The sequence below is a fragment of the Acinetobacter sp. ANC 5378 genome (assembly GCF_013004315.1).
In the GTDB taxonomy this organism is placed as follows: domain Bacteria; phylum Pseudomonadota; class Gammaproteobacteria; order Pseudomonadales; family Moraxellaceae; genus Acinetobacter.
In genome coordinates, this window is sequence record NZ_JABERK010000012.1 from 17,290 (window position 1) to 41,845 (window position 24,556).

Here is a 24,556-nt window from a genome sequence, read left to right on the forward strand (position 1 = left end):
TTTCTTATTAATCGTTTTTAGGTTTAAGCAGTTTTTAAAGCATCTTAAATAATTGATTATTTTAATATATTTTATATATTTCATGATATTTTTTATCTATAAATAGCAATGTTTAGCCATAAAAAAAGCACCCTCAATGGGGTGCTTTTTAGCACTTAATTTAAAAGAAAAATTTTAAAATTAAGCTTGAGCTTCTTTGGCTTTAGACATGGTCAATGCCAAGTCTTCAATCATGTCTTCCTGACCACCCACCGTACCACGGCGACCCAATTCCATCAGAATTTCACGAGCAGAAACACCATATTTCGCTTCAGCACGTTTAGCAAACAACAGGAATGATGAGTAAACACCTGCATAACCTAAAGTTGCTGCATCACGGTCGGCACGAATCGGTTGCTGCATCATTGGAACAATCAGTTCTTCAGCAATATCCTGAACTTTGAACAAGTCCACACCTGTTTCCATTTGCATACGGTTAGCAACCGCAACAAACAATTCAAGTGGCGTATTACCTGCGCCTGCACCTAAACCGGCAGATGCCAAATCGACACGAGTTGCACCCGCTTGAACCGCTGACACAGAGTTCGCAACGCCCATACCCAAGTTATGGTGACCATGGAAACCGATTTCGATGTCTGAAGCCAAGTTGGCACGTAAAATACCCACACGGTCAGTTACGTCATTCGGCAACATATAACCCGCAGAGTCAGTGACATAGATACAGTTTGCACCGTAAGACACCATTTTTTGAGCTTCTTCGAGAAGTTTTTCTGGAGAAGCCATGTGTGCCATCATCAAGAAGCCCACAGTGTCCATGCCCAGTTTACGCGCAGCAGTAATGTGCTGTTCAGAAACGTCAGCTTCTGTAGAGTGGGTTGCAACACGAATGGTTGCTACACCTACATCGTGAGCCATTTTTAAATGGTCAACCGTACCAATACCCGGAATTAACAGTGCAGATACTTTGGCTTGTTTAAGCTTTGGAATAACCGCTGTTAAATATTCTTCATCCGTTGCAGCTGCAAAACCGTAGTTCACAGAGTTACCGCCTAAGCCGTCACCATGTGTTACTTCGATTAAAGGCACACCAGCATCATCAAGTGCAGTTGCAATTGCAACCATTTGCTCTGGTGTAGTTTGATGGCGCATTGGGTGCATACCATCACGTAACGTCATATCATTAATAATAATTTTTGACATGGTCTGCTCCTTAAGCTTCTGCTTCAGCTTGCGCTGCTTGGTTAGCAATGAGACGTTCTGCAAACATTTCTGCAGTACGTGCAGCAGCTGCAGTCATAATGTCCAGGTTACCGGCATATTTAGGCAAGTAATCACCCAAACCTTCCACTTCCAGGAACATCGAAACACGGTTGCCGTCAAATACTGGACCATTTACAAGTTTGTAACCTGGTACATATTTTTGAACTTCTTTAATCATGGCATGCACAGATGCTGTGATTGCAGCTTGATTAGGTTCGCCTTCAACAAGACAGTGCACAGTGTCACGCATCATTAATGGTGGCTCTGCAGGGTTGATGATGATGATGGCTTTACCTTGTTTCGCGCCACCTACTTGCTCAATTGCACCCGCAGTGGTACGTGTAAATTCATCAATGTTTTTACGTGTACCCGGACCAACCGATTTCGTGGATACCGTTGCGATGATTTCACCATAGTTCACAGCTTGAACACGTGAAATCGCTGCCACCATAGGAATGGTTGCCTGACCGCCACATGTCACCATGTTTACATTCGGTAATTCACCTTGTTCAAGCAAAGCTTCCAGATTTACTGGCGGTACGCAGAATGGACCAATCGCTGCAGGCGTCAAGTCAATCATTTGTACGCCAAGGTCATTCAACTTGCGGCTGTTTTCAGCATGTACATATGCAGAAGTTGCATCAAAAGCAATTTGAATATTGTCTGCTAAAACGTGTGGCAATAAACCGTCCACACCCTCAGCAGTGGTTTTGATACCCATTTTCGCTGCACGCGCCAAACCTTCAGAAGTCGGGTCAATCCCCACCATCCATACAGGTTCTAAAACTTCACTACGTTGAAGTTTGTAAAGCAAATCTGTACCGATATTACCCGGACCGATTAATGCACATTTAATCTTTTTCATTAACGTACTCTCTTAAAATACAGACTTATTCAGCAGCAAATGCAGCAACAACAGAACCAAAGCCTTCAATTTCAACTTTAAATTCATCACCCGTGTGTGCAACAACCATTGGACCCAATGCACCGGTCAATACGATGTCACCCGCCAACAGTGGACGACCACGACGAACCATTTCATCCGCCAGCCAAACCGCAGCGTTTAATGGATTTGCAAGGCAGGCTTTACCTACACCTTGAGAGACCACTTCATCACTACGGGTCATGGTCATTTTGCAGTTCACCAAATCCAGGTTTTCAAGTTTCACTGGACGTGAACCCAAAACAAAAGCCGCTGAAGAGGCATTATCGGCAACAGTATCAATCAGTGAGATTTTCCAGTTTTCGATACGGCTATCCACCACTTCTACCGCGGGCAAGGCATATTCAGTCGCACTGATAATGTCTGCATAGGTATGATGTTCTTTAGTAAGATCTTTATTAATCACCAATGCGATTTCTGCTTCAACTTTAGGCTGAATCAAGAGACCTGCCGGAATTGCTTCGCCATCCCCATACGACATGTCTGCAAACAACATCCCGAAGTCAGGCTGATCTACACCGAGTTGAGCTTGTACAACTTTTGAAGTCAAACCGATTTTGCGGCCGACTAAACGACGTCCTTCGCTTAGGGCACGTTGGGTATTTACTTCTTGAACTGCGTAGGCAATATCTACATCCGCACTTTCACCACCCAGTTGCGGGCGAATCGGTGCAATCGCAGTTTGTGACAACTCAGCTTCTCTAAGCGCTAAGGCGACTGATTCAACAACAGCAGAATTCGACATCAATGTTTCCTTAAACTGCAAAAAATTGGACTTATACCGTGATCGATGGAAATGGAATGAACAATCAGAAAAATTCTATGCAAATGATCAAACCGATCAGCAAATCGGTGCTGCCCATCTTGGAAAAACGTGTATATGTATAAACTGATTTAGAATCTAAAAAATGCGCTTTTTATGCCAATACTTATTTTATTTTTTACAATAGCTATTACCTATAAAAGGAATTCTACTTTTTTGATTGATACAAAGCACTTAGCCTAGATATTGCATGATATCCGAGTCAGCAGCTCTGCAATACAGGTGATTCATTTTAACAATCAATCCCGCCTACGACTAAAAGATGAGAGTATCGCTGTATTTTGGGTAAAAACGACATATTCATTGTTCAATCAACATGATATTTTTAAATAATTAAAAACAAGGACTTAAAATATTAGCAATGAAAATCAGAACACTGTTGTTAACGGCTTTACTCACCCCTTTATGTCATACAGCCTTTGCACAAGATTATCAAAACCAACTCAAAAACAAATATTTAATTTTAAATGGCGCAAGTTGTGCAGGACTAAAATTTAATCCTCAAGCAACCGCTGCGGCCTGGCAAAATGAAATGGAATGTAGTCGTGGCTACTCCAATACCGATGCATGGCGTATTAGCTGGATTACACCAGAAATTTTTATGATGACTGAAGTCATTCGTCCCAATGAAATTTCACCGCCGCGTAATGATCTTTATAAAATTATGAGTATCCAAAATAAAACCGTCACTGTGGTCAATTACTGGACCGGTTGGGGTAACCACAAACCTGATGTGCAAAAATTTAGAATTCAATAAGTTAATTTAGAATTTAATACGTATAAAAAAGGGTGATTTGAAATCACCCTTTTGAGCATCCGATGGATCTTAAACTGCCTGTTTTAAATTCACCTGATTTAAGAGCACCTGATGCAGACTTGCGACATCCTCTGCAATGGCAAGCGGATTATATTGGGCCAGCGTTTCAGGTGTATGCACCCCATAACTCACCCCAATACGTGGCATGGCAATGTTTTGTGCCATTTCCAAGTCATAAGATGTATCACCGACCATAATCGCATTTTCAGCATTGACACCGGTAATGTGCAAAATTTCTGCCAGCATCAGAGGATCAGGTTTAGATTTGGTTTCACTTGCTGCACGGGTCACGACAAAAAGCGCATGACTCTGGGTTTGACTTAACACACGGTCTAAACCTTTACGGCTTTTCCCGGTGGCAACCGCAAGTTTTACCCCCTGCTGCATTAGATCATTCAACAATTCCGCCACACCCTCAAACCATGCATCACCTTTCGAGTTTTCAACATAGTGAGTCGCATAACATTGCAAAATATCAGCGTGCAATTCAGGCACCTCTGGAAATAACACTTGCGCGACTTCCGGTAGACCTAAACCAATGATGCTTTTCGCAGCTTCATGCGTTAAGGGTTGCTGAAATTGCATGGCAGCAAATTTTAGGCTGTCAACAATCTGACCGACTGAATCAAATAAAGTGCCATCCCAATCGAAAATGACAAGTTCTACCGCTTTTTTCATGAATTAATCCAATATTTGATTCAATGCAAAACCTAGCATTTATCTTTAAATATCTCGGTCGATCTCTTTACCCACAAAAGAGGAATAAAATTTTCAGAGAAAATTCAAAACAAATATCTGCCATGCAATGGCGACATGGATGTCGCCATTGCATATCGTTTTTACATCATAAATTTTTTTAATTACTCTTGGGTGACGGGACTACTCATCGAATACTCCCGCTGCTTGAGAGAAGAACTTCAGTCTTGGTCACGATCCGTTAAAACCGGTTCTTTATCTTTCTTCTGTGCACGTAACTGTGCCACCAGACTCTGCATGTCTTCAGGCAATGGCGCTTCAATGGTTTCATAACCCGGAATTTCCAGACGCAATGCATGCAAACATAAACGACGTGCTTTCGGACCTTTGTATGCAGTTTCATGACCATATTTTTCATCGCCAATTAAAGGATGACCAATACTTAAACCATGTACACGAATCTGATGGGTACGACCTGAAAGCGGCGATGCATAGACAAGCGTTGCATGCATAAAGCGCTCAGCCACATTCCACTGCGTTTTAGACTCTTTACCTTCTTTAGAGACGCATACACGACGCTCGCCATTGGCAAGCTCATAACGGTGTAAAGGTGCATCAATCAGTTGACGATCGATCACGACATTGCCTTTCACAATCGCCGCATAGGTTTTTTTAATTTTGTGTTCACGCAGTAAATCTTGCAGGGTTTTTAAAGTACTGCGCTTTTTACTGATCATCACCAGGCCGGAAGTATCACGGTCAATACGATGAATCAGTTCCAGATATTTCTTGCCGGTTGCTGCGCGTAAACCTTCAATCAGACCATAGGCCACGCCACTACCACCGTGCACGGCAATCCCTGAAGGTTTATTCACCACCATCAGGCCTTCATCTTCATAAACCACACGGCTGAGCAGGCTTTGAGCCACTTTGTCCGATACCGGTACCGGCGTTTCATCTTTAGGCTCATAACGAATGGGCGCAACGCGAATTTGGTCGCCAATTGCAAGTTTCGTTTCCGCTTTGATACGCTTTTTATTGACCCGAACTTGTCCTTCACGCATCAAACGATAAATACGACTTTTAGGCACACCTTTAAGCCGGGAAAATAAAAAATTATCGATGCGTTGGCCTGATTGATGCTCGTCCACTTCAAACCAAGTGACACTTTGCCATTCTTGCGTAGAATTCATACAGTTACTATGACCCAAAAAAATACTAAAATTGATTAAAAACTGATCACTTAGGCTATGCTTTACACAAGAAACATAAGCTTAACCCATAGGCAGATGATGCAAGGTTTGATATAGTCAGCACACGGATACCACTGTTAGTGTGAAAAAATTTAATCACTTCAATATTTTTGAAGCTCAACATTAAATTTCACCATTCACATTAAATACGGAAAGGTCCCTAAAGAATATGCCGACGCCGAAGGCTTATTATATCGGCAAAAAAGCAAACTGTTGCGTTTAATTGTACTTATGTACATAAATCAGTTTGCCCTAAAAAATATGTCGCCAACCTCAAGTTGGTTTTTAAACGTAAACTGATACACATCAGATTAGTCGCACCCTGAAGTCGCATTCAGGCTACAACGTTGATGCATTGGATCTGCACATAAAGCAAAGATACGATGATAATTCCGTATCAAGACGCTCTATCTTAATGGAAGGGATGATCTTCAAGCTGCGTGACAGTGAAAGTTACTCACATCTAATGCACCGTTTGTCCGCCAGTGAAGCGTTCAGGTGACTTTAATCGTTTAAAGATTGAAGCCGTATTGCCATCCTCAATACGTGAATCAAAAACCGAAGCCCCAAAAAAAGGCCGGTAAAAAAGCTCAGACCACAAGCGTTTATTTGAGATCTGGGTATTGATCCGTAATGTGTGATGTTCGCTACGTGAATAGCGATGTTTTGTTGTGTATCACTATTAGGTGTTACACCCATGAAACGTATGTTGATTAATGCAACACATGCCGAAGAGATTCGCGTTGCACTTGTCACTGGTCAGCGTCTTTACGATTTTGATTTAGAGAATCGTACCCGTGAACAAAAGAAATCCAATATCTATAAAGGTCACGTGACTCGCGTTGAACCTTCTTTAGAAGCTGTTTTTGTTGAGTATGGTGCCGGTCGTCAAGGCTTCCTCTCTATGCGTGAAATCGCAAACTCCTACTACAAAGCAGACCCTCGTCAAACTTCAAATATCCGCGAATTGATCACTGAAGGCACAGAACTTCTTGTTCAGGTGGAAAAAGAAGAACGTGGCAATAAAGGTGCTGCCCTTTCTACCTTTATCTCGCTTGCCGGTCGTTATTTGGTGCTTATGCCAAACAACCCTAAAGGTGGCGGTATCAGTCGTCAAATTTCCGGTTCAGTTCGTGAAGAATTGAAAGAAATGTTGGCATCACTGAATATTCCTCGTGGCATGAGCGTGATTGTTCGTACTGCAGGTATTGGTCGTTCACAGGAAGAATTGCAACTTGACTTGCAACACCTGATGGATCTTTGGGCACAAATCCAAACCACAGCAAGTTCTGGTCCGTCACCAATGTTGGTGCATCAGGAAGCTGGCGTGGTAACACGTGCCATTCGTGACTATTTACGTGACGATGTTGCAGAAATTTTAATTGACTCTGAACAAGCGTATACCGAAGCCTATAACTTCGTAAAAGCCGTGATGCCGCGTCAGTTAGAAAAACTCAAAACCTATACTCTAAATGAGCCTTTATTCGCGCATTTTGCGATTGAAAGCCAAATTCAAACGGCCTATGAACGTGAAGTAAAACTTCCTTCGGGCGGTTCAATCGTGATCGACCAAACTGAAGCTTTAGTGTCTATCGACATTAACTCGGCGAAATCAACACGTGGTAGCGACGTTGAAGACACGGCGCTAAATACCAACCTGGAAGCAGCTGAAGAAATTGCACGTCAACTGCGTTTACGTGATATCGGTGGTTTGGTGGTGATCGATTTCATCGACATGACCAAAGACCGCAATCAACGTATGGTTGAAGCAAAACTTCGTGAAGCAACCCAAAGCGATCGTGCCCGTATCCAGTTCGGTCAATTGTCTCGTTTTGGCTTAATGGAAATGAGCCGTCAACGCTTGCGTCCATCGCTTGAAGAAGCTACGGGTTATGTATGCCCGCGCTGCCATGGTACCGGCATGGTGCGTGACTTACGCTCTCTCTCGCTGTCTATCATGCGTAAAGTGGAAGAAATTGCACTGCGTGAACGTCATGGTGAAGTTCAGGTTGAAGTTCCAGTTGAAATTGCAGCATTCTTATTGAATGAAAAGCGCCACACGCTGGTTTATTTAGAACAGACTTCAAATGTACGTGTAACCGTGTTGCCACATCCGCACTTGGAAACACCGCATTACGAAATCACTTATAATGCTGAAGGTTTTGCACCAACCAGCTATGAACGTACAGAAGCAACCCGTTCAAGCGAAAAAGAGTTGGGTTACGAATCTTCTGAATGGCATTTGGAAGGTGAGCAACAAGCTCTAGCTGCCGCACAAGCGCCTGCTCAGCAACAAGCCAAAAACCAAAACAACAAGCCACAACGTCGTCCACAACAAGTGGCTCAAGAAGTACAGCAACAACAGCCAGCTCAAGTTGTGCCTGCTGCTCAAGCTTCAGCAAGCCCATGTGCATGGTTAGAAAACCTGTTTGTGCAAAAGCAAGCAAAAACAGTTGATCAAGCACGTACTGCAAACAATGCTGCTGCTGCCATTGAACAAATGATCAATGAGGGTGCTGTGAGCCGTGGCCAATTCGGTCAGGTTGCCACATCTGCACCTGCTCCAAGCGCACCGGTTGCAACTGCAAGCAACAATGTTTACTTAACGCCAAATGCAGCTGTAACTCCAAAACAGGAACAGCGTGAAGTTGCGGATAAGTATTCTGATAGAGAAGAAAAAGCGCAACGTCACAATAAAAAGCGTAACAAGCCTAAAGAGCAACGTGAACAAGTTCAGCATGACAATCAACAAAATCAAGTGCATGAAGAAATTGTTCAGGTTCCTCGTCACGAGCAGCGTCAAGAACAGCGCCCAGAACCACGTCAAGATCAGCGCCAAGATCAACGTGACAACAAGCGTCCGACTCGACGTCAACACGTTGAACAACAAGCGTCTGAAACTCAAACAGAGCAAAATGCTGTTCCACGTCGTGACCGCAATAGCCCGCAACGTCCAAACCGCCCAAATCGTCACCGCGATCAAAGCGTATTGAACGAACAGGCTGCTCCACAACAAGCCATTGCAGCTCCTGTAGTCAATGAACAACAACCTAAAGTCGAAGTGATTGATACGCCTCGTCAGGATGTTATTCCAACTGCATTGGTGGTCAATGTCGATCAGGCGAAAAGTGAAATTGTCGCGTTAAATGCAACAGCAGCTATTGTTGAAGCGCCAATTGCTCAAACTGCAGCTGTTGCTGTTGCCGAAATCAAAGCACCTGTCGTTGAGAAACCGGTCGTTGCGAAGGAAGAAAAACCAGCCGCAACGACTGAAACTCGCGAGCCACAGCAATCACGTCCTGCTGACAAACGTGCAAGCAACGATCCGCGTATGCGCCGTCGTCAAAAACGTGAAGCTCATGCAAAACAGGCTCAAGCTCCAAAATTGAACCCATCTCAGGTTCCAACTTTGGGTCAATATACAGTGGGCAGCTTAATTCGCCATGTTTATGGTGAAGACTGTTCAGTGCTGATTGAACAATTTGGCTTAATCCCAACCTTCAACCGTGCATTGGTGAAATTCACTGAGCAATATGCGGCGACTATGCTGTCTCAGGCCACTGAAGCGGAAGCACCAGCACAGCCGGTTACACGCGATGTTGCTGTAGTAACCAAAGCTACACCTGAGGCTGAACCAGCGCCTGTATTGGACTTAACCCCACCTCGTGCTGTTTCGGACAACCGTGTTGCCAACGATCCACGTGAACGTCGTCGTTTAGCAAAACTTGCTGCGGAACAAGCTTTAGAGCAAGCCAAGCAAGCACATAGCGAACCTGAAGCTGCAAAGAAAGTTGCTGAAACAACTACTGCTGAAGTTGCTCCGGTTACAGAACCAGAAGCTGTGATCGAAGAAGCACCGGTGACGGAAACTCCGGAAGTTACAGTCGAAGAAGCACCAGTGACGGAAGCTGCTGAAGTTGTAGTCGCTCCAGAAGTGGTTGCAGAGCCAATCGAGGAAGCTGTTCAAGCAGCCCCTGTTGAAAAGGCAGTAAAGCCAAAACCGGTTCAATCTGAACTGCCGGTAGAGGTTGCTCAAGACGTACAAGCACTGGCTGAGCCAAAAGCTGATGCGGACACCCCTGATGCTGATGATGACGCTGACAAACCTGTCCGCCCCCGTCGTCCTCGCGGTCGTCCACCGAAGAAAGTAACTCCTGCAAATGAGTCATAATTAGCTCTAATGCAGCGAATAAAAAAAACCTAGTCATTTCGGTGACTAGGTTTTTTTTGATACTTTTGTCAAATTAGGTTGATTGCACTAGGATTAAACGATTAAAAAGACAACTGTACAGATGACCGCAAACAAATAGACATATTGGATTATGAAAAATAAATAGGATTCTTATGAACCACAGCACACAGAGCGATCTTATTGGTATTGCTGATGTCGCAGCAAAATTACCCAAATTCATGAGCAAAGTCCCTCATCTATTGAGTGGTCTGAAGCAAGCCTATTTACGCACATCCAACACCCCTGCAGGCTTAGGCATCGCCTTTGAAAAAGCCGTAAAACGCAATCCTCACGGTACAGCGCTATTATTCGAAGATCAAAAATTTAGTTATCAAGAACTGAATGAATGGGCCAACCAAATCGGACACTTTTATCTGTCCCTTGGCGCCTGTAAAGGCGATGTCATTGCCGTGATGGTGGAAAACCGCCCTGAACTGGTCGCGACCGTCGTTGCTTTAGCAAAAATTGGCGTGACCTCAGCTTTGGTCAATACATCGCAAACTGGTAAGGCACTGACGCATAGCATTAACCTGGTGAAACCCATTGCAGTCATTGTCGGTGAAGAATGCCGTCATGCTGTAGAAGAAGTCCGTCAAGACTTAGCACTTGCAGCAGACCGTTTTCACTGGTTTGCAGATCAAGCCACCCGAATTGATGCAGGTACAGCACCAAAAGACTGGGCAAATCTTGCGGATAAAGTTGATCATTTTCCCCAATTTAATACCCCGACCACGCATACCATTCAAGGTAAAGACGGTTTATTTTACATCTACACTTCGGGTACCACCGGTTTACCCAAAGCGGTCATTTTCACGCATAGCCGCTGGACTTTGGCCTATGGCACCTATGGGCATGTGTTAAACCTGAATAAAGATGACGTCATGTACGTGACCTTACCGCTCTACCATGCGACGGGGATCGTGGTTTGTTGGTGTGGTGTCATTGCAGGCAGTGCCACACTAGCATTAAGACGCAAATATTCAACCTCTGCTTTCTGGAAAGATGTGCAAAAATTTGATGTCTCGGCAATTGGCTATGTTGGTGAATTGTGCCGTTATCTGATGGATGCGCCTGTATCTGAACTTGAACACGGTCATCGTGTGAAAAAAATGATCGGTAATGGCATGCGCCCGAATATCTGGGACAAATTCAAGGCACGTTTTGGTATCGAAGAAATTCTTGAACTCTATGCTTCAAGCGAAGGTAATGTCGGTTTCAGTAACGTATTTAACTTTGACAACACCGTCGGCTTCTCCCCTACACCTTATGCCATTGTTGAGTTTGATAAAGAAAGCAATGCACCGGTGAAAGACACCAAAGGCTGGTGCAAGAAAGTCAAAAAAGGTGAAGTCGGTTTATTGATCGGTAAAATTACCCGTCGCTCACCCTTTGATGGCTATACCGATCCTGAAAAGAATAAATCCGTCATCATGAAAGATGTGTTTAAACATGGCGATGCATACTTCAATACGGGCGATCTGGTACGAGATATTGGCTTCCGTCATGCCCAATTTGTAGACCGTTTAGGTGATACATTCCGCTGGAAAGGTGAAAATGTATCTACCACTGAAGTGGAAAATGTAGTCAGCGAATATGAAAAAATTGCTGAAGCTGTGGTTTATGGCGTAGAAATCCCCAATACCAACGGTCGGGCTGGTATGGCGGCAATTACGCTGGCAGAGGGTGCAGAATTAACCGCAGAAGATTTAAAGCAAATGGCAACCGAGTTTAAAAAATGCTTGCCTGCTTATGCTGTTCCGGTGTTTTTACGCATTCAAACACAGGTGGAAACCACCGGTACTTTTAAATACCAAAAGAACAAGTTAAAAGAACAGGCTTTTGATTCCCATAAAACCGATGAACGCTTGTTGGTTTTACTGCCAAATGCCACAGAATATTGTGATTTAACGGCAGAAATATTCAACAATATTCAAGCCTATCAATATCGTTTCTAATTCAAAACGTATGTTTTTTGACTAGATAAAGCAAATTTGTTGCATTTATAATCAAACATCAACAAGTTTGCTAATTTTTTACTTGCGCTCGTTTAATAACTTGCTACAATACGCCCATCAAAACGAAGTGGTGTTTAGAAAATACAATATTTTCTTGCACTGTACATCCAAGCAATGCTTGAATGTTGGTTTCGGGCCGTTAGCTCAGTTGGTAGAGCAGTGGACTTTTAATCCATTGGTCCCGCGTTCGAGTCGCGGACGGCCCACCACTTATTTTGATTATCTTGGGCCGTTAGCTCAGTTGGTAGAGCAGTGGACTTTTAATCCATTGGTCCCGCGTTCGAGTCGCGGACGGCCCACCAAGATTCTAAAGAGCTTCTCTACAGGGAAGCTTTTTTACTTCTCAGATATTTTCTCTGAAAATATGGGCCGTTAGCTCAGTTGGTAGAGCAGTGGACTTTTAATCCATTGGTCCCGCGTTCGAGTCGCGGACGGCCCACCATATCTTTCTTAAGGCTTCTTTCTGTACTAAAATATACGTACTCAAATAGAAACGAAACCTGCAAATATTCCGACCAAGACAAACCATACCCCTTCGGTAGATTCGCCATTCTCGAAATTTTGCTATACCGATGTTGCAAAATAAAGTGCTTTAATGCACCTTTAAAAATCATAGATTTTTTCTTGCACTCGGGTGAAACGTTGTTTCACTAATCCTCGTTCAGGGTTGTTAGCTCAGTTGGTAGAGCAGTAGACTCTTAATCTATTGGTCGAGGGTTCGAGCCCCTCACAACCCACCAAATTTAACCCCCATTATTCCAATAAATTTTAATTTTATTCAAAAAAATACTCCGCATTGGGAGTATTTTTTTGCTTAAATTTTAGGATTTATTGGTTTTTACTGGCGTACTTTTTTTGACTAAACGATAGGCCTGTTGGGGAAATGGGTGACCTTCAGCAAAATATTGTTTATTTTGTTCTGAAGCATTGGCAATTTTATCTAAATCCATTTGCAAGCTCTGATCTTGATCCACATTATAGAAAAACTTTACCCCATTTGACCGATGCAAAATCACTTGATGATGCTCTTCATCATAAGACCAAGAATCTTTATGATAATAAGAGTCCGAATCAAATGTAATTTGGCCTAAATGGATAATGCTGCTATGTGCGGTACCATCTGCTAATAAATTGATAATCAAATCTCCACTCCCCTCTTTGCATTTCATCAAAGGATCAGCACAGCTAATCGAACTCTGATAACGTCCCACATAGAGTTCAGCATTTTCTGGAATTTTTTTCCGGGTAGCGGTTGTAGTATCCGCGGGCATGGTGGCCTTTCCGGCTACCTCAGTCAGTTTTTTGCCTTGAGTATTGGCAGCAGCGTAATTAACCAGCTGATTTTCGGATTCAATTTTTTCAGCGATAGAGTCTTCTAGTGGCTTATTACAGCCCACAAGACCCAATAAAACACTCACCAGGATACATCTACAATAATCTGCTGTTAGAAACACTTACTTACCCCGAAATCATAAATTTTCTTTAGCTGCGTATGGGTACATTCAATTATTTATTGGATCAGTGATCTTGATATTCATGCCATTGCATCATAATACAATTTATATATTTAGTTGATTTTTATTGATATAAATCAACTTTTTCAAGATAAACATATTTTACGTCGCAGGACAGAGATCAGGCATAGCCAGTTACATAACTTAACTATTTTCTATGCTGTATCACTTTAAAAAGTCTTTTTCATCACCATTTTCTAATTATGGATGAGTTGTTTTAACTTCATATATTTTCTAATTTTAAGGAGACCTAGATGGCCAATGTTGGTTTATATCGCTCTAACCGACAGAATATGATTGCAGGTGTGATGGGTGGTATTGCTGAACGATTTGGTTGGAATGCAAATTTACTCCGCATTATATTTGTACTTGTTTCTGTTATGAGCGCAGCATTTCCAGGAATTTTAGTCTATTTGGTTTTATGGCTCATCATGCCTAAAAAACAGTTTCAAATAGATGCTGGATCAGGCTATCAGAATCCGGTTCGTACGGTAAATCAGGACTCTAATCCATACCGTTAATAGTTTACCGTTTTATGCTACGGCTCTTACCCCAATGAGTCGTAGCTTTTTTTTGCCTATTTTTTAGATGTTGGCCGCCAGATTCAACTGTTGATTCAATGCTGCAATCATATCGGCACGGCTAATGATCCCGATCATTTTTTGGTTTTCTACCACAGCAATATAATTAAATGAACGCTCCACAAAATACGGTACCAAATCCTGAATCGGTTGCTCCGGTTTTACCGTAACCACTTGACGCACCATAATATCCTTAACCTGACGCTGCCATGTAGTTCTTAAGTCTGTCGCTCGCTTGAACCACTCTACCACTTCATATAAAGCCAGTGTGCCTACCAATTGCTGCTGGGCATCGACCACAGGCAAGCTCATTAAATTCATCTGTTTGAATTTATCCAAAGCCGAATGAATATCCTCATTTTCATCCAAGCTAATGACGTCTTTGGTCATGATATCCTGACACTTGAACTGGCTCACTGCCCTTGCATTGGCTTTTTCTTGCGCCGCTAAAATAATTTTTTGTAAGTCATATTCACTGATATCCAACAGCTCAGTTTGTTGATCCAAAGTTTCCTGAATATCATGGGGTTGAATCGTGACTTTTTGAGTGGGCGTTGGGTCTTTGGAACGCTGGTTGATTTGTGCGACTTGCGGATATTGCTTGCCCAGCATGCGATTAAATACAATCGCAATCATCATTAATAAAAGTGAATTCAATAAAACCGGATAAAAGATAAAATTGTATCCAAGCTGGTGTACCGCTTCCCCACCCAAAACGGCAGTAATTGCCACTGCGCCACTAGGTGGATGCAAGGAATCTGTGGTCATCATTAAGACAATCGAGAGACCGACCGCAACACTGAAGGCTTCCGTCAAGTTAGGAATATACATCGCACAGGTCACACCAATAATACCTGCAATACTATTTCCGACCACCATATTCCACGGTTGAGCCAATGGACTGGCAGGTACGGCAAACAGCAATACCGATGATGCCCCCATTGGCGCGATATACCAGGCGTTGATATCGCCTAATACCCACCAGCTGATCAGCGATGAAAGTGCAAGCCCGATCAATGCGCCTATGCCACACAGCAGGCGGTCTTTTAGCGGAAGGACTTTGAAATTGGGTTTTAAGGTATTGAGCCATTCAAGTTGTGGATGAAACACAGCACGCCTTTTGTGGTTTTTAAGTTGAAGATTTGAATTATAGAATGATGCTGCATAAAGGTGTATTTATTTTATATCTTTCCATTATCAATTTATTGATAGATTTTTAAAATAAAAAATGTCCATCTTGTTTGTAGTAACCATGAGGATTTTGCAAAATTTATCATTCATGATCTACGGCGATTTAAACAAGATAAGGATATACAGTCAGCGTACTGCACTTCTTTAAAATGATTGTACTTAGCAACACTTTTAGTCCCTTTAAATGGCGGCTAGTCATCTAACTCCTGCGTAATAATCGGCTCAATTTTGATCAGCTTGATTTCGCCATAGAAGGTCGAAAATGCCACATCTCCGGCATCTATTCCAGTGCCAATTCGAATGAGATTTTCTACCGGAGCCAATCGGGTCGGATCAAATAATACCCAACTACCGTCTAAATAGGCTTCAAAAATAGCATGAAAATCCGGTAGAAATTTTTCAATTTCCACATAACCGACCACCATGCGTGCCGGAATACCCAAAGCACGACACAGCGCAATGCCTAAATGGGCAAAGTCACGACATACCCCCGCCCGATGGATGAGTACATCTGTCGCAGTTGTAAATTGATCAGAGCTGCCAGAAACATAAAAAATGTTGTTGTAAATCCACTGCTCAATCGCCTTGACTCGGCTATAGCCCGGCTCCATCCATCCAAAGGATCGGTTCGCCATTTCTACAAATAAATCTGAATTACAATAACGACTGGCTAGCAAATAAGATAACACCTCATCGGGTAAATCTGGAATTACCACTTCATTGAGGTTTTGCAGAAGATCTGCATTCTTTACAGGATGACGTTCAACTGTCGCACTATAGTTCACTTCAAAATGATCACAAGCTTCGGCATGCAACCTGATATAACGGTTTTGCTGGCTCGGATCGTGAAATTCACGCCATGCGACAGGCGGATTAAACGTCAGTTGTTCTTCAATAATGGTTTGATCGGAATGATGTACAACATGAATCAGAAAAATGAATTCTGTGGCTTGGACAATCTTGTATTTTAAATGGCACTGAATTTTACAAGTTGTCATGAACGTCCTTATTTTTTAAGCATTATTTTATTCTATGCAGATTAAACCAATTTCACCTAAATAAGCGGATGAGATTCGTTTATCTTTATCACCATTTCATTTAAATAATGCTATACATCTGATTTATTCTTGGTTTTTAGCTCAGCGTAAATCGGTCATCAAACACCAAATAACAGGATGCAAATAGATAACTGTTATCTTTCAAGGGCATTTTGATTTTTTTCAAAAAAGTCTCGGCGCATTAACCCTTTGCCACTCCTCCGGAAAATCCTTATAATTGAACACAATTTTTCTCTAATTTTAAGTGGATGACCATGAGTCGCGCCATATCGCATATTGATACCTTCCAAGGCTTAATTCTTGCCTTACAAACTTACTGGGCTGAACAAGGTTGTGTCATTTTACAACCTTACGATATGGAAATGGGCGCAGGCACATTCCACACTGCAACCTTCCTTCGTGCTTTAGGGCCTGAAACCTGGAATGCTGCCTACGTTCAGCCTTCACGCCGTCCGAAAGATGGCCGTTATGGTGAAAACCCAAACCGTTTGCAACATTACTACCAGTTCCAGGTGGTGCTGAAGCCAAACCCGGACAATATCCAGCAGCTTTACCTCGACTCGCTTAAAGCGATTGGGATCGACCCTCTGGTACACGACATTCGTTTCGTAGAAGACAACTGGGAATCTCCAACATTGGGCGCTTGGGGCTTAGGTTGGGAAGTCTGGCTAAATGGCATGGAAGTGACACAGTTCACTTACTTCCAGCAAGTTGGTGGTGTTGAATGCTACCCGGTGACAGGTGAAATCACTTACGGTCTTGAGCGTCTTGCGATGTACTTGCAAGGTGTAGACTCAGTTTACGATCTTGTTTGGACCAAAGGCCAGTTTGGTACTGTGACTTATGGCGATGTGTTCCATCAAAACGAAGTTGAACAATCGACCTATAACTTCGAATATGCCAACGTTGAAAAAATGTTTGAATTGTTCGACTTTTATGAGGCTGAAGCGACTCGTTTAATCGAAGCTGAACTTCCACTTCCTGCATACGAACAAGTGATTAAAGCTTCACATAGCTTTAACTTGCTCGATGCGCGTGGCGCGATTTCGGTGACTGAACGTCAGCGTTATATTTTACGTGTCCGCACTTTGGCGCGTTCGATTGCCACCAGTTATGTGGCAGCACGTGCGAAGCTTGGCTTCCCAATGGCCGAACCTGAGTTACGTGATGAAGTTTTAGCACAGTTAAAAGCACAAGTTGAAGCAGAAGCGGCTCAAGCAGAAAAATCAGCGGAGAACAAATAATGTCTAAACATACTGTTTTATTTGAACTTGGCTGTGAAGAACTTCCACCAAAAAGCCTGAAAAAATTACGTGATGCGCTTCAAGCTGAAACAGTTAAAGGCTTAAACGATGCTGGTCTTGCATTCGACGCTATCGAAGCATATGCAGCGCCACGTCGTCTGGCACTTAAAATTGTCAATGTTGAAGGCGCGCAAGCAGATACACAAAAACGTTTTGACGGCCCTGCTAAACAAGCAGCCTTTGATGCTGAAGGTAACCCGACTAAAGCCCTTGAAGGTTTTATGCGTGGTCAAGGCATCACAGTGGATCAAATCTCAACGTTCCAAGCAGGTAAAGTTGAAAAAGTTTGCTACTTAAAAGACGTGAAAGGTCAAAGCCTTGATGCGCTTTTACCGCAAATTTTACAAGCAGCTTTAGACAACCTTCCAATCGCAAAACGCATGCGTTCTGCTGCAAGCCGTACTGAATTCGTACGTCCGGTAAAATGGGTTGTATTGTTAAAAGACAATGATGTGGTTGATGCAACAATTCAAGATCACAAAGCAGGTAACGTGACTTATGGTCACCGTTTCCACGCGCCTGAAGCGATCACACTTGCAAATGCAGATGCATACCTAGATGCACTTCGTAATGCTCACGTTGTGGCTTCTTTTGAAGAGCGTCAAGCAATCATCGACCAACAAGTCAAAGCACTTGCTGATGAAGTGAATGCGATTGCGATTGTGCCAAGCGATTTACGTGACGAAGTGACTGCACTGGTTGAATGGCCTGTTGCGCTTCGTGCCAGCTTTGAAGAACGCTTCCTTGCCGTTCCTCAAGAAGCCTTGATCACAACCATGCAGGACAACCAAAAGTACTTCTGTTTGGTGAATAGCGATAATAAACTTCAACCGTACTTCATTACTGTGTCAAACATTGAGTCAAAAGACCCGACACAAATTATTGAAGGTAATGAGAAAGTTGTTCGTCCACGTTTGTCAGATGCTGAATTCTTCTTCTTACAAGATCAAAAGCAACCACTTGCATCTCGTAAAGAGAAACTTGCAAACATGGTCTTCCAAGCAGAATTGGGTACGCTTTGGAACAAGTCTGAGCGTATTGCGAAATTGGCTGTTGCGCTTGCGCCAATTACAGGTGCTAACGCTTCCGACGCTGAAAAAGCTGCCCTTCTTGCAAAATGTGACTTAACCTCTGAACTTGTGGGTGAATTCCCTGAACTTCAAGGGATCGCGGGTACTTACTATGCACGTCTTGAAGGTGAAAATGCTGAAGTTACTGAATCTCTAGGTGAGCAATACTTACCTAAATTCGCAGGTGACGTTTTACCGAAAACCAAAACAGGTACAACCATTGCCCTTGCGGATCGTTTAGATACATTGACGGGTATTTTCGGTATTGGTCAAGCGCCTACAGGTTCTAAAGACCCGTTTGCACTACGTCGTTCTGCAATTGGTATTCTTCGTCTTGTGACTGAAAACGAGCTTGATGTGTCGATTGAAGACCTGATCAAACTTGCTTTAGCAGCGTATGGCGATGTATTGAAAGATCATGACAAGACTTTGGCAGATGCAGTTGCATTCCTGGAAGGTCGTTACCGTGCGAAATACGAAGACCAAGGCGTTGCGGTTGATGTGATTCAAGCGGTTCAAGCATTGTCTCCAAAATCACCTCTTGATTTTGACAAGCGTGTAAATGCGGTCAATCACTTCCGCGCATTGCCTGAAGCTGCTGCACTTGCTGCTGCAAACAAACGTGTTGCCAACATTCTTGCGAAAGAAACTGCGCCTGAAGGTGCTGTGGTTGAAGCGAACTTGGTTGAAGATGCTGAGAAAGCATTATTCGCTGAACTTGCGAAAATCACGCCCGTGGTTGAGCCGTTATTTGCTGCGAAAGATTACACTGCTGCGTTGTCTGCACTTGCTGCACTGCGTGCGCCAGTCGATGCATTCTTTGACGGTGTAATGGTCATGGCTGATGATGCTGACTTAAAAGCAAACCGTTTACGTATGCTGGCGCAACTTCGTGACTTGTTTACTAAAGTTGCGGATATTTCGGTGTTGCAGCACTAAGTTTCAAGCTATTAAAAAACCCGCTTTAAAGCGGGTTTTTTTATTCATTCTTATTTCTATAATTCATCACCAAACTCTAAATGTTTGTAAAATAGTCAAGACCCACAATCAAAGTAATAGATTATAATCTTATACTCAAAAAATTAAATAACTATAAATTACTAATTTTTATCATTTAATTTATTGAAATTTAATATACAATTCATTCTTTAATATTATTTTCTTGAGGGGTATTAGGGACATGAAAAAATTAATTTTAGCCGCAACAGTTTCTATTTTAGCATTAGGACAAACAGGTTGCTCTGCAGTAATGGCAGCAAAGCAACCACCTAAAAAAGACCTTTCTGTATTTGCTGCTGGTATGCCACGTAGTGCGATTTTAGCTGAAATTGGTGCACCTATTTCTAGTGAAGCAAAAGAAAGCAAACGAATCGACGTATATTCTTTTAATCAAGGTTATAGTACTGCAAACCGCGTCAGCCGCACCTTATTTCATGGCTTAGCTGATGTTGCAACCTTAGGCCTTTGGGAAGTTATTGGAACACCTGCTGAAGCAACTTTTGGTGGTAAAAAAACAGCATTTGAAATCACTTATGATAATAATGACCGTGTAGAAGGTATTGTCCGTTTACAATAAAACTTGATAATCAGTAATGAATCTTTTTTCTCAGCAATCTAAGACTTATTTTTTATGATCAAAAGCCAAACCACTTTGAATATAGTGGTTTGGTGCTTAATTCCAATAACTTTTAATAATGATAAAAAACTATATTTTGAAAGAAAAACATCCCTCCTTTTATATTGCTATTTAATTGTTATTATTCCATATGCTTTGATCGAAATATTAGTTTGATAAATTATTAAAAACCACTATAACTCACCTATTTCTTCTGGATTCAACTCTTATCGTAAAAGCTATAGGTATTTCACTTTATATTTCTTATACTCAAGCTAACAACACTCAACAAGAAAGAATCATATGAAATTTAAAACACTTATTCTCTCTGGCTTCACGTGCTTATCTCTTACTGCGTGTACTTCTGCTCCTAAAATCCCGCAACTTGAAACCGGTGTATTACAAGAAGTTCAAAACCTGAGGGTCTATCCAGACACGGTCGATAACAAAGCCAAATTGACTAAATTTATTGATAAATGCGTGATTGAATTTACCGGCAACCTAGAAGCAGGAAAATCGATAGAGCACTGGTCATTTAAGGGCTTAACCCTTATTTCAGGTGGTTCTACAACATTCACTCAAGACGGCTCAAGCACAGCAACAAACTTCGACCTGCATGCTCCAGACGTACAACACAATTTCCTTGCCTTACGCCACAACTTTCATAAAGACGCTTTAGCTCAATGTAACTAAGTGACCGAATACATTACCCGATTCATTTAATCAATCCCTCATCTTTCACCTATAAATGATGAGGGATTTTTTTATTTCTCATCTTTCTAAAACACACAGCAAATGTATACAGATGTTGTAACGCTGTATTAATTTCGCCACATTTCCACTTACTTAAAAAATTTACCATTACAATAAAAATAACAATGTACAACTGAAATTACAGGCAAAAACAGGAATAAAACGCACAATGAAAAAGATGAAAACTGCATTAATTACGGGCGCAATTTTGGCTTCAACTCCGCTTTTTGCTCAAACTACAACAGCAACCGAAACTGTGACTCAAACACAGAGTCAGGCGGCACCTTATGGTGACAATCCCAATATTTTTAAAGTGATTACCCACAAGGCTCAAGCCACGGTGCAAAACACCGCTGAAAAAGTTGATCACGCAGCGCAAAAAGGGATCGCGAAAGTAAAACCTAAAGTGCAAAATGCATGGGAAGAAACCAAAGAGTTTGCCAGTGAGAAATCAGTGATTGCGATTGAAAAAACTCAAAACGCTGCAGTAAAAGTGAATAAAAAACTAAATGAAACCAAAGATAGCCTGATTGGTAGTCCCAATGACCAGCCTGCACCTATTATTTCACACCCTTTGAGTCAGTCATCCACAGGGGTTGAGTCTGCACCCGTTCAACAATCACCATCTACTCAAATACAGCCGGTACAAAATAATGGGACTGTAAACTTATAATCAATATGCCTTTCCCTTTTAGCATATGGCTAAAGTGAGAGTGAGTTAATTCACCTGTCGAATCGGCTGTCCGGCTTTAAATGCTTCAACATTGTCTAGCATCTGTTGCACGATGCGTTGTCGTGCATCGACACTGCCCCACGCGCTATGTGGAGTAATGATTAAATTTGGAATATCATCTGCCAACAGCACATTGCCCTCATTCGGTGGTTCAACCGTAAGAACATCGGTTGCAGCCCCTGCAATTTTGCCTTGACGTAAAGCATCTGCAAGTGCTTGTTCATTGACAATGCCACCACGGGCACAGTTAATTAAAAATGCCGTCGGCTTCATCGCCTCAAAAGCTTGCGCATCAAGCAAGTCGCGGGTAGGTTCGGTTAAAGGACAATGCAGGCTCAAAAAATCCACTTGCGGCAATAAATCCTCAAAAGGAACCCGACTGCTATCCGATGATGGACGATTTGCTAAAGCCCCCACCAGTACGTTCATGCCAAACGCTTGCGCCAGTTTAGTGACTGCTTGTCCCAATTCACCGTAACCAATAATCCCTAAAGTTTTGCCTTCCAGTTCAATAATGGGAAAATCCAGCAGACAGAATTGTGAGGCTTTATTCCATTGCCCTTGCTTTACTGCGCTGTCATATTTGAGTAACGAGGTCGCTAAAGCCAACATCAGGCTTAAAGTATGCTGTGCTACAGCAGCAGTGCCATAACCCTGACAATTACACACCACAATGCCCTGTGCACGTGCTTGAATCAGGTCAATATTGTTGGTTCCCGTTGCGGAAATTAAAATCAGTTTCAAATTTGGACAGTGTTGAATCGTTGCTGCATCAACCAGCACTTTATTACTGATGATGACATCCGCATGTTGTACACGTTCTAAAACCTGGGCTGGGCTAGTGCTTGGGAAAAGGGTTAATTCATCAAAAGCCGCTTCGAGCGCACTAAAGTCCAAATCATTTTGATCGAGCGATTCATAATCTAAAAATACGGCTTTCATCAGGCGCTCCTTGACTGGTTCAGATGGAGATCTGAAAAATGATTGACCCTTATATTAAAAGCCAAATTTGCGCGCTTTTTCAATTAAATTCAGGTAGCAGATATGAAAAAACCCACTATTTAGTGGGCTTGTTGATATGTAACTGAATCGATTTACGAATTTCAAAAAAGACATAGATTGCCAGGGCAAACACCAGTAGCAATCCCCCACCCATAATCATATAGGTCGGATCTACACTCTCGGCAAATGCGTAAGAAGGTAGGGTTATAGAAATTAGGGTTAAAAGCACAGCCGGCATAAAATTAACTTTCATCCTTAAGCACCTGATCAGTTTACGTGTTTATTTATTTTTCAATATTAAGCAAATATTTAACTTGCCTTATATTTTCCATCTTAGACCGATTAAAATATAAAGCAAGTGGTCAAAAATCAAACCAAAGTCCAATTTCTATTAATCAGTAACAATATTCTCAGTTGGGCTTAAAGAAGCTCAGGCTGGGTCATGAATTGAGCAGTCTCAGGACTATCTTCAATAAAATCATGACCGCCAAATTCATTATTGCTTAAATTTAAATGCTTATAACTGAGCAAATAAAAATCGCTATATTTTTTGATCACAATCGGATGCATTCCCACAGTTAAAGGCTCCTGCTCTTTAAACAGCTTCATGACCTGCCGATCATTCATTGCCACAACATAGCGTTGGTCATTTAAATTGATTTGTACCAACCCACTGCCTTTGGCAAAAATAGGAATCAGAAATTTATGATTTAAGGCAATTGCACCAGCAGCATAACTTTCAATTTTTTGGCTAATCACATTAAACACCAAGCCATGACCAAAACAGTCCATCAACAGGCTACTGTTTTCTTGCGGCAGATTGACCTGAATACCCAGTTTCAGTAAGTCTTGCTGACTGACTTGCTTGTTGCTGAGCAATTCTCGCAACAGATTCTGTTTTAACTTGGAATCAAAAAACTGGTTATCCAGCTGTAAATCATTGTTGATTAAAATCGAGCCCAGAGCATCGCGGTGTCGCGGCAATAAGTTTTCAATGACTTTGCGATAATAGAACTTGCTGTTCTTTTTGACCTGACGGATTTTTTTATAGAAATAGGGTTCATCAAACTCATGCAATAAAAAGTCATGCAGTAATTCTGAACTGGCCAAAACAGCAATCGCATCATGTCCGGTAAAAGGCAATTTCAAGGTCTGAATTTGAGGCAAAACCTGTTCAAGTTTTAAATATTGCGCCCGATCTTCAACGCAGTACGGATCATAAACCACAATGTATTCACGCTCGGCGGAAACATCTTTAGGCTGCACCTGCATATTGGCATTTAATTCCGCATGGAAAAACATGTTATAGCGCGGGTCTTCCACATCTTCAGGATTAATTGAATACTGCGGCACCAATGCAACTACGCGTTTTAAATCGAGCAAATTAGAATATTTGATTGCAGCATAACCGCCCATTGAGCCACCATAGCCAAGGCGGGTTTTAAACGGCGCAATCAATTCCTGAATCTCGGCAAACATCTGTCTCATTGAGCTTTCAGGAAACCACGACTTCTGCTTGGGCATAATCCCAATCACATTAAAATCATGTTTATGCAAAGATTTTTCGGCATTAATTGACAACCCTTTGGCACGGGTAATTAAATCGCCAAATGAGAAAATCAGCTCATCCGATGAACCTTTTAGGAATATTGCACGAATTTGTTCGTCTTCAAAAATAATGTGTTTTTCCATTTCCA

The 24,556-nt window shown here is 42.2% G+C and carries 20 protein-coding genes and 4 tRNA genes; 13 read left to right on the top strand and 11 right to left on the bottom strand.

The features are described 5' to 3' along the window. Window positions 1–180: 180 nt before the first annotated feature. From dmpG to mhpD, 3 genes are read right to left on the bottom strand one after another with little or no spacing between them, the layout of a single operon-like run. Entirely contained in the window at window positions 181–1,200 is a 1,020-nt protein-coding gene (gene dmpG / locus HLH16_RS04250) for a 4-hydroxy-2-oxovalerate aldolase (protein WP_171528383.1), read from the bottom strand. A 10-nt stretch (window positions 1,201–1,210) separates the two neighbouring features. Next, window positions 1,211–2,125, bottom strand: coding sequence for an acetaldehyde dehydrogenase (acetylating) (locus HLH16_RS04255; RefSeq protein WP_171528384.1), 915 nt, complete (start codon window positions 2,123–2,125; stop codon window positions 1,211–1,213). A gap of 25 nt (window positions 2,126–2,150) precedes the next feature. Beyond that, window positions 2,151–2,948 (bottom strand): 2-keto-4-pentenoate hydratase, encoded by a 798-nt coding sequence (gene mhpD, locus HLH16_RS04260; RefSeq protein WP_171528385.1) that lies wholly within the window; start codon window positions 2,946–2,948, stop codon window positions 2,151–2,153. A gap of 439 nt (window positions 2,949–3,387) precedes the next feature. On the opposite strand from mhpD, the gene HLH16_RS04265 reads away from it, so the two are divergent. Further along, window positions 3,388–3,783 (top strand): hypothetical protein, encoded by a 396-nt coding sequence (locus tag HLH16_RS04265; RefSeq protein WP_171528386.1) that lies wholly within the window; start codon window positions 3,388–3,390, stop codon window positions 3,781–3,783. A gap of 69 nt (window positions 3,784–3,852) precedes the next feature. On the opposite strand, the gene HLH16_RS04270 is transcribed toward HLH16_RS04265, so the two are convergent. Both HLH16_RS04270 and HLH16_RS04280 read right to left on the bottom strand, forming a co-directional pair. Next, complete coding sequence (locus HLH16_RS04270; RefSeq protein WP_171528387.1) at window positions 3,853–4,521, bottom strand: HAD-IA family hydrolase; 669 nt, start codon at window positions 4,519–4,521, stop codon at window positions 3,853–3,855. A 239-nt stretch (window positions 4,522–4,760) separates the two neighbouring features. Continuing rightward, a complete protein-coding gene (locus tag HLH16_RS04280) occupies window positions 4,761–5,732 on the bottom strand; it encodes an RluA family pseudouridine synthase (protein WP_131287678.1) in 972 nt (323 codons plus the stop codon). Between the two features lie 757 nt (window positions 5,733–6,489). Here HLH16_RS04280 and HLH16_RS04285 point away from each other — a divergent pair. The 6 genes from HLH16_RS04285 (at window position 6,490) to HLH16_RS04310 (ending at window position 12,778) form a co-directional block, all read left to right on the top strand. Continuing rightward, a complete protein-coding gene (locus HLH16_RS04285) occupies window positions 6,490–9,963 on the top strand; it encodes an Rne/Rng family ribonuclease (protein WP_171528388.1) in 3,474 nt (1,157 codons plus the stop codon). Between the two features lie 173 nt (window positions 9,964–10,136). Further along, entirely contained in the window at window positions 10,137–11,978 is a 1,842-nt protein-coding gene (locus tag HLH16_RS04290; protein ID WP_171528389.1) for a long-chain-acyl-CoA synthetase, read from the top strand. A 193-nt stretch (window positions 11,979–12,171) separates the two neighbouring features. Continuing rightward, a tRNA-Lys gene (locus HLH16_RS04295) sits at window positions 12,172–12,247 on the top strand. A 17-nt stretch (window positions 12,248–12,264) separates the two neighbouring features. After that, a tRNA-Lys gene (locus HLH16_RS04300) sits at window positions 12,265–12,340 on the top strand. 64 nt (window positions 12,341–12,404) lie between these two features. Further along, window positions 12,405–12,480, top strand: a tRNA-Lys gene (locus HLH16_RS04305). Between the two features lie 222 nt (window positions 12,481–12,702). Beyond that, window positions 12,703–12,778, top strand: a tRNA-Lys gene (locus HLH16_RS04310). An 81-nt stretch (window positions 12,779–12,859) separates the two neighbouring features. Here HLH16_RS04310 and HLH16_RS04315 read toward each other — a convergent pair. Beyond that, a complete protein-coding gene (locus tag HLH16_RS04315; protein WP_171528390.1) occupies window positions 12,860–13,456 on the bottom strand; it encodes a hypothetical protein in 597 nt (198 codons plus the stop codon). Window positions 13,457–13,806: 350 nt separating this feature from the next. Between HLH16_RS04315 and HLH16_RS04320 the strand changes: the two genes are divergently transcribed. Then, complete coding sequence (locus HLH16_RS04320) at window positions 13,807–14,073, top strand: PspC domain-containing protein (RefSeq protein WP_067722205.1); 267 nt, start codon at window positions 13,807–13,809, stop codon at window positions 14,071–14,073. 63 nt (window positions 14,074–14,136) lie between these two features. Here the strand turns inward: HLH16_RS04320 and HLH16_RS04325 are convergent, their stop codons facing one another. Both HLH16_RS04325 and HLH16_RS04330 read right to left on the bottom strand, forming a co-directional pair. Next, window positions 14,137–15,243 (bottom strand): HPP family protein, encoded by a 1,107-nt coding sequence (locus HLH16_RS04325; protein WP_171528391.1) that lies wholly within the window; start codon window positions 15,241–15,243, stop codon window positions 14,137–14,139. 272 nt (window positions 15,244–15,515) lie between these two features. Continuing rightward, the gene (locus HLH16_RS04330) at window positions 15,516–16,322 is read right to left on the bottom strand and encodes a transglutaminase-like domain-containing protein (RefSeq protein ID WP_171528392.1); all 807 of its coding nucleotides are present in this window, start codon (window positions 16,320–16,322) and stop codon (window positions 15,516–15,518) included. 314 nt (window positions 16,323–16,636) lie between these two features. On the opposite strand from HLH16_RS04330, the gene glyQ reads away from it, so the two are divergent. The 5 genes from glyQ to HLH16_RS04355 all read left to right on the top strand — a co-directional run bounded on the left by glyQ (window position 16,637) and on the right by HLH16_RS04355 (window position 21,797). Next, window positions 16,637–17,626, top strand: a complete 990-nt coding sequence (gene glyQ, locus HLH16_RS04335; RefSeq protein ID WP_171528393.1) for a glycine--tRNA ligase subunit alpha — start codon at window positions 16,637–16,639, stop codon at window positions 17,624–17,626. Continuing rightward, complete coding sequence (gene glyS / locus HLH16_RS04340) at window positions 17,626–19,695, top strand: glycine--tRNA ligase subunit beta (protein ID WP_171528394.1); 2,070 nt, start codon at window positions 17,626–17,628, stop codon at window positions 19,693–19,695. The genes glyQ and glyS overlap by 1 nt, the downstream gene beginning before the upstream one ends. Before the next feature lie 241 nt (window positions 19,696–19,936). Further along, window positions 19,937–20,332, top strand: a complete 396-nt coding sequence (locus HLH16_RS04345; RefSeq protein ID WP_131287700.1) for a hypothetical protein — start codon at window positions 19,937–19,939, stop codon at window positions 20,330–20,332. Between the two features lie 342 nt (window positions 20,333–20,674). Further along, window positions 20,675–21,064 carry a hypothetical protein gene (locus tag HLH16_RS04350; RefSeq protein ID WP_171528395.1) on the top strand — a complete coding sequence of 130 codons (390 nt, stop codon included), beginning with the start codon at window positions 20,675–20,677 and terminating at the stop codon, window positions 21,062–21,064. 229 nt (window positions 21,065–21,293) lie between these two features. After that, window positions 21,294–21,797: a hypothetical protein gene (locus HLH16_RS04355; RefSeq protein WP_250850224.1), complete on the top strand. Its 504-nt coding sequence runs from the start codon at window positions 21,294–21,296 to the stop codon at window positions 21,795–21,797. Between the two features lie 45 nt (window positions 21,798–21,842). Here the strand turns inward: HLH16_RS04355 and HLH16_RS04360 are convergent, their stop codons facing one another. The 3 genes from HLH16_RS04360 to HLH16_RS04370 form a co-directional block, all read right to left on the bottom strand. Then, on the bottom strand, window positions 21,843–22,799 hold the full coding sequence (locus tag HLH16_RS04360) for a 2-hydroxyacid dehydrogenase (RefSeq protein ID WP_171528396.1): 957 nt from the start codon (window positions 22,797–22,799) through the stop codon (window positions 21,843–21,845). 115 nt (window positions 22,800–22,914) lie between these two features. Then, entirely contained in the window at window positions 22,915–23,097 is a 183-nt protein-coding gene (locus tag HLH16_RS04365; protein WP_171528397.1) for a hypothetical protein, read from the bottom strand. A 182-nt stretch (window positions 23,098–23,279) separates the two neighbouring features. Next, the gene (locus tag HLH16_RS04370) at window positions 23,280–24,551 is read right to left on the bottom strand and encodes a hypothetical protein (protein WP_171528398.1); all 1,272 of its coding nucleotides are present in this window, start codon (window positions 24,549–24,551) and stop codon (window positions 23,280–23,282) included. Between the last annotated feature and the right edge of the window lie 5 nt (window positions 24,552–24,556).

Bases quoted from the DNA above. Each gene is read 5' to 3' on its own strand.
- HLH16_RS04345 (WP_131287700.1), top strand. From the start codon at position 19,937: ATGAAAAAATTAATTTTAGCCGCAACAGTTTCTATTTTAGCATTAGGA.
- mhpD (WP_171528385.1), bottom strand. From the start codon at position 2,948: ATGTCGAATTCTGCTGTTGTTGAATCAGTCGCCTTAGCGCTTAGAGAA.
- HLH16_RS04365 (WP_171528397.1), bottom strand. From the start codon at position 23,097: ATGCCGGCTGTGCTTTTAACCCTAATTTCTATAACCCTACCTTCTTAC.
- HLH16_RS04350 (WP_171528395.1), top strand. From the start codon at position 20,675: ATGAAATTTAAAACACTTATTCTCTCTGGCTTCACGTGCTTATCTCTT.
- HLH16_RS04320 (WP_067722205.1), top strand. From the start codon at position 13,807: ATGGCCAATGTTGGTTTATATCGCTCTAACCGACAGAATATGATTGCA.
- HLH16_RS04270 (WP_171528387.1), bottom strand. From the start codon at position 4,521: ATGAAAAAAGCGGTAGAACTTGTCATTTTCGATTGGGATGGCACTTTA.
- HLH16_RS04265 (WP_171528386.1), top strand. From the start codon at position 3,388: ATGAAAATCAGAACACTGTTGTTAACGGCTTTACTCACCCCTTTATGT.
- HLH16_RS04255 (WP_171528384.1), bottom strand. From the start codon at position 2,125: ATGAAAAAGATTAAATGTGCATTAATCGGTCCGGGTAATATCGGTACA.
- HLH16_RS04355 (WP_250850224.1), top strand. From the start codon at position 21,294: ATGAAAAAGATGAAAACTGCATTAATTACGGGCGCAATTTTGGCTTCA.
- HLH16_RS04330 (WP_171528392.1), bottom strand. From the start codon at position 16,322: ATGACAACTTGTAAAATTCAGTGCCATTTAAAATACAAGATTGTCCAA.
- dmpG (WP_171528383.1), bottom strand. From the start codon at position 1,200: ATGTCAAAAATTATTATTAATGATATGACGTTACGTGATGGTATGCAC.
- HLH16_RS04280 (WP_131287678.1), bottom strand. From the start codon at position 5,732: ATGAATTCTACGCAAGAATGGCAAAGTGTCACTTGGTTTGAAGTGGAC.
- HLH16_RS04370 (WP_171528398.1), bottom strand. From the start codon at position 24,551: ATGGAAAAACACATTATTTTTGAAGACGAACAAATTCGTGCAATATTC.
- glyS (WP_171528394.1), top strand. From the start codon at position 17,626: ATGTCTAAACATACTGTTTTATTTGAACTTGGCTGTGAAGAACTTCCA.
- HLH16_RS04360 (WP_171528396.1), bottom strand. From the start codon at position 22,799: ATGAAAGCCGTATTTTTAGATTATGAATCGCTCGATCAAAATGATTTG.
- HLH16_RS04290 (WP_171528389.1), top strand. From the start codon at position 10,137: ATGAACCACAGCACACAGAGCGATCTTATTGGTATTGCTGATGTCGCA.
- HLH16_RS04285 (WP_171528388.1), top strand. From the start codon at position 6,490: ATGAAACGTATGTTGATTAATGCAACACATGCCGAAGAGATTCGCGTT.
- glyQ (WP_171528393.1), top strand. From the start codon at position 16,637: ATGAGTCGCGCCATATCGCATATTGATACCTTCCAAGGCTTAATTCTT.